This window comes from Labrys sp. KB_33_2 (genome assembly GCF_052114505.1).
Taxonomy (GTDB): domain Bacteria; phylum Pseudomonadota; class Alphaproteobacteria; order Rhizobiales; family Labraceae; genus Labrys.
Genome location: NZ_JBFREW010000053.1, coordinates 1 through 5,401, shown reverse-complemented (window position 1 = coordinate 5,401; position 5,401 = coordinate 1). Strand labels below are relative to the sequence as shown.

Below are 5,401 nucleotides of genomic sequence, written 5' to 3'. Positions count from 1 at the left end.
ATCCTCAGCCCGGTCAGCACCGTGAGGCGGGCGAGAATCTGCAGGCCCGGCGCCACCAGCATGGTGAAGGCGACGACGATTCCCAGTTCCCACAATCCCTGGTCGTAGAGCGCCTTGATGCCGGTGACGAGGCTGGCCACCTGCGCGCGTCCGGATATTTCGAGCTTGATGAAGGGCAGGAAATTGGCCATGGCAAAACAGATGGCACCGGCCCAGCTATAGGCGTAGGCGTGACTCAGCGAGATGGCGCGATAATGCTCCATCGTGGCGCCGCAGCGCGAGCAGCGCGCCCGCATGCCGTCCTTGAGCGGCGGCACGTCATGCAGCAGCCCGCAATCGTGGCACTCCATGATCTGGGTGGAGCTTCGCGTCGTCGGGGTGATCACCCGATCTGTCCGGCCGGTCATCATGTCATGTGCCGGAAACAAGGGATACCTTTTGCCCGTCCGCTCTTTCCAGTTCCTATAAGCGAACACGTTCTACCGGCTCTACTGCCATATGGCGGTATTAATGCTGGTGTTTTCAGTATGATCTAACAGGCTGGGTCGTATGAAAACAGCGACCGACTAGAGCATTATCGCTCGTATAAAGCTTACTATCACTACTTAGAAATTCGCCAATATGACTATTTTCGAACCATGAGTCCGGCATGCTCAATTATCCCGTCGTCAACAATCACGAAGACCTGACGCAGGTTGTGGATCTTATTCTGCGTGAAGCCGGCCTTGATAGATCCGATCAGGGTGGGAGCCTCACATTTGCCGGAAAGGATCCTGTTCGCAGAACGCACATCAAGGTCGGCTCGATGTCGGCGGCCGTCATCGCGGCCAATGCGATTGCAACGTCCATTTTGTGGCGGGCGCGCACGGGGGAGGGGCAGGATGTTCACGTGGATCTGCGAAAGTCCTATGTGACCCAGAGCCCCTGGCAGGCCAATCTGGCCCCGTACACCACGATGAACGGGGCCTCTCAGATGATGGGAGGAAACATTGGCCAGCTTGGCGCCTTGCTTCTGCCGACGCGTGACAATCGCTGGGTTATCCTGACGGCGCTCTACGCTTCGAACACCGAGCGGGTCTGTAAACTGCTGAATTGCGGCATTCTACCCGAGCAGCTCGAGGCTGCGACACGGCAGTGGGATGCCGCCGATCTGGAGAAAGCGGCGCAGAACGCCGGTGTGCCGCTGGCGATTTGCCGGACAAGCGAGGAGTATCGGGCGACCGAGCAATATATCCACAACGCCGCCGCCCCTCTCATCCATATCGAGAAGATCGGCGACAGCCCGGCCGAGCCCTTGCCGAGCGGGCCCCGTCCCCTGTCCGGGCTTCGGGTTCTGGGCATGACCCATGTGGTCGCCGGCCCCACCGTATTGCGCCAGCTTGCGGCGCAGGGCGCCGACTGTCTGAACTTGAACTCCGTGCACTGGGTCGAACTGCCGTCCATCTACTGGCAGTGCTATGCCGGGATCAGGCAGGCCTTCAAGGACGTCAGGCAAGATGCGAACCGCGGCAGCATCTATGCCCTCGCACGAGAGGCGGATGTCTTCGTTCAAAACCTCCGGCCGCATATGGCCGCCCGGCGTGGCTTTTCCGCCAAGACATTGGCCGAACACCGGCCTGGCATCATCGCCGTCGATCTCAGCCTGAACGCGCCCAAAGGCCCCTGGGCCGACTGGATGGGCTATGACTTCATCGGCGGTGGGCTGACGGGGCTGTTCTGCGACATCGGCTCGGCCGACCAGCCTCAATTGCCGAACGACGTCAACGTCGTTTGCGATTTCATGACAGGATATCTGGCGGCCATCGGCATCCAGGCGGCGCTGCTGCGCAGGGCCCGGGAGGGGGGCAGCTATCGCGTATCGGTCAATCTCTCCCAGACCATCATGCTCGAACAGGCAATCGGCCTGGTCGATACCGATACCTTGATGAATTATGATGCGCTGGGAGATGATCACAAACCCCAGGCTCCCAATCTCCAGACGGGGCAAACGGCGTTCGGGGAGTTTACCCGGCTCGGCTCCCAGGTCGAGATGTCGAAGACGCCGGAATACTGGGCCGACCCGATCATCAACCCGATCGGCTCCAGCATGCCTGAATGGCTTGCACGCTGATCAAGCGGCGTCGAGAGCATGACTGAGTACTGGCATGAGTTCGATTGCGCCAATCAGGCTTATGCGCTTCAACGTCAAGTTCCCGAGCAGTCGGGCCCGGGTGGGCGGCCGCATCGCCAAGCTGGCCGTCGATGTCGGGGACAATGTCAAGCAAGGCGACGTGATCGCCCAATTGGAGAGCCCCCAGCTCGATGCCGGCCTGCTGGCAGCGCGGGCGGCCTTCAATGTCGCCAAGGCCGATTTCGGACGCGTCAACAGCACGCGACAGGAAACCATCGATGCCCGCAAGGCCGACCTCGCCGCCGCCAAGGCGGATGTCGTGCTCTATCAAGAAGTCTCCAATCGCCAGGCCGCGCTGGTCAGGAGCGGCAAYACGCCCCAGCAGCGGGTCGATGAGGCCACCCGCAATCTCGAGGCTGCGACCCGCAAGCAGGAAGCGGCCGAAGCGCAGCTGCGCCTGGTGGAAAAGGGTGCGAGCGACGAGGAGAAAGCCCTGTCGGCCGCTCAGGTCAAGCAGGCCGAGGCCAGCCTCGGCCAACGCSAGGCCGATGTGAGCGAGATGACCATCAAGGCYCCGATCTCYGGACAGGTGACCACACGGGTCGCCGAACTCGGCGAGAACTTCAGCGCCGGCGCGCCCATCTATTCGGTGATCGATATCGATGATCCCTGGTTCACCTTCAACCTGCGTGAAGACCTGCTGGCCGGGCTCAAGGTCGGCGACAAGTTCGAGGTCACCATMCCCGCCTTGGSCACCAAGACGCTGAGCGTCCATGTCACCACCATCAATGTSCARGGCCAGTTCGCGACATGGCGGGCCACCCGAGCCACCGGGGACTTCGACCTGCGCACCTTCGAAGTCCGGGCCAAGCCTGTCGACCGCGTGGAGGGATTGCGGCCAGGCATGAGCGTCATCGCGGCCTGGAACCGGCAAGGCCATTGAGATGACCGGTGTTGGCCGCATCAGAGCCGGCTTCTGGCTGGTGTTCTGCCGGGAATTCGCCTGGCTGCGCCGCCGCCCCTTCCTGCTGTGCCTGACCACGATCATCCCCTTGATCTTGATCGCGGTGCTGTCGGTGACCTTCAGCGCGGGCCTGGTGACGCGCCTGCCGATCGCAGTGCTCGATCTCGACGGCAGCGAGTTGTCGCGCCAGGTCATCCGCACCGTCGATGCCACGCCCGATACCGCGATCGRCATGCGCGTCGCCGATCTCGGCGAAGGCAAGCGGGCCATCCAGTCCGGCAAGATCTATGGCCTGTTGATGCTGCCCAAGAACCTGGAGCGCGATGTCTTTGCCGGCCGCCAGCCYCAGGTCGTGTTYTTCTACAACAATCAGCTGATGACGCCCGGCGGCCTGGCCTCCCGCGGCGTCAACAATGCGGTGCCCGCGGTCGAGGGGGCTGTGCGAATCTCGCTGCGAACCAGCCGGGGCACGCTGGCGGCAGCAGCCCAGCAGGCGATCACGCCGATCCCCGTGCAGACGCAGGCCCTGTTCAATCCGACCCTGAACTACGCCCATTTCCTGCTCGCCTGCATCTTGCCGGCCGTGCTGCAGATCGTGATCGTTCTGTCCTCGGTCTATGCCGTCGGGCTCGATACGCAAACACGCCATCGCCTGCGCATCCTGCGCCGGCTGGGCMAGGGCCTGTGGCCGGCCCTGGCCGGCAAGATGYTGCCCTATACGCTGATCTTCCTCGGCGTACTCGGCCTTAGCGACGCTATCCTKTTCGGTCTCCTCGGCCTGCCGCTGCGCGGCAATCCCTTCCTGCTGTTGGCGGCCGGCACGCTCTATATTCTGGCCTGCCAGYTCTACGGCYTGGTGCTGACCTTGTTCATCAAGCCTGTCGCCTCCGCCCTCAGCCTGGCAACACTGATCGTTTCCCCTGCCTTCGGCTATATGGGGATCGGCTTCCCACGCCTGGGCATGAACGCCTTYGCCTATTGGTGGAGCGCYGGGCTGCCGGGAACCTGGTACCTGACTGCCCGCATCGACCAGACGCTGCGGGGCACGCCGCCGGATCTGTCGCTGCACCCCATCGCGATCCTGCTCGCCTTCGTCATCGGCCTGGCGCTGCTGGCCGGCCTCAAGCTGGAGCTTATGGGCCGCCATACCCARGCTGAAAAGCGGGCTGCCTTGGCAGCGCGCGCGGAGGCGCGGGCATGAGCGGTATCCTCAAGGCCTTCAGACACGAATTAGGGCGCATCTTCGCGCTCAAGGCGATCTTCTCGACYCTGTTCGTCGCCGCYCTGATCTACGCGGTCTATTAYCCGCAACCCTATCGCAACGAGGCGCTGCGCGACGTGCCKATCGCGGTGGTGGACCTCGACGGCACCACCGCCAGCCGCGAACTGGCRCGGSGGCTCGATGCCTCCTCGGATGTCGCGGTGGCGATGGCCCTGCCCAAYCTTGCCACCGCCGAGCGTGAAGTCTTCAAACGCACGCTCTCCGGCGCRGTGGTGATCCCGCTTCATTTCGAGCGCGACCTCCTGCATGGCCGCGCCTCGCCGATTTCCCTCTATTCCGATGCCAGCTATTTCCTGATCAACTCACGCGTCGCCGGCGCCGTGAATACGGTGGCCCGCGCTTTCGGCACCGAAGTCGAGACGGCCCGCCTCATCGGGCTTGGCATCGACCCGGCGGTCGCGGCGTCGGCAACCAGCCCGATGCCGCTCGTCTCCATTCCCCTGTTCAATCCCCAGGGCGGCTATGCGACCTATGTGCTGCCGGGCGCCTTTACCATCATCATGCAGCAGACCCTGTTGATCGCGGTCTGCCTGCTCGCCACCATCGCCGGCATGCCYGGTGTCGCCGGSCAGAGCGCGCCCAATGTCGGCGCGACCTCCACGGTTCTGGGCAAGCTCGCCGCCTATCTGACCGTGGCCGCGCTCCTGGTGCCGTTCTATTTCATCGTGCTTCCCTATTTCTACAACATTCCCCGGCTGGGAACCCTCGGCACCATGGCACTGTTCGCCTTGCCCTTCGTGCTGTCGGTCAGYGCACTCGGCATGGTGATCGGGCTGATGCTGCGTTCGCCKCTGACCGTGCAGCTCACGGCCGCGGCCCTCGGMATGCCGCTCTTCTTCCTCTCGGGCTTCTCCTGGCCGATCGAAGCGGTGCCGCCTGTCCTGCGCGCCCTGGCCCAGCTCATTCCCGGCAGCATGGCCATCACCGGCATGACCCAGGTGGTCGAGATGGGTGCCTCGATCGACGATGTCCGGTTTCAGTTCCTGGGCCTGTGGGCGCTCGCCATCGGCTATACCTTGCTCGCCATCCTGCTCGAATGGCGCCG

The 5,401-nt window shown here is 63.5% G+C and carries 5 protein-coding genes; 4 read left to right on the top strand and 1 reads right to left on the bottom strand.

Translation table 11 applies throughout. The features are described from left to right. Positions 1 to 410: paraquat-inducible protein A (locus AB4037_RS34385; protein WP_441774640.1), on the bottom strand; the 410-nt coding region annotated here is incomplete at its 3' end. A 239-nt stretch (positions 411 to 649) separates the two neighbouring features. On the opposite strand from AB4037_RS34385, the gene AB4037_RS34380 reads away from it, so the two are divergent. The 4 genes from AB4037_RS34380 to AB4037_RS34365 form a co-directional block, all read left to right on the top strand. Beyond that, positions 650 to 2,110: a CoA transferase gene (locus AB4037_RS34380; RefSeq protein ID WP_441774639.1), complete on the top strand. Its 1,461-nt coding sequence runs from the start codon at positions 650 to 652 to the stop codon at positions 2,108 to 2,110. Positions 2,111 to 2,144: 34 nt separating this feature from the next. Continuing rightward, the gene (locus AB4037_RS34375) at positions 2,145 to 3,053 is read left to right on the top strand and encodes an HlyD family secretion protein (RefSeq protein ID WP_441774638.1); all 909 of its coding nucleotides are present in this window, start codon (positions 2,145 to 2,147) and stop codon (positions 3,051 to 3,053) included. Between the two features lies 1 nt (position 3,054). Next, positions 3,055 to 4,275, top strand: coding sequence for an ABC transporter permease (locus AB4037_RS34370; protein ID WP_441774637.1), 1,221 nt, complete (start codon positions 3,055 to 3,057; stop codon positions 4,273 to 4,275). Next, positions 4,272 to 5,401 (top strand): ABC transporter permease (locus AB4037_RS34365; protein ID WP_441774636.1); only part of this gene is annotated, 1,130 nt, incomplete at its 3' end. The genes AB4037_RS34370 and AB4037_RS34365, both read left to right, overlap by 4 nt.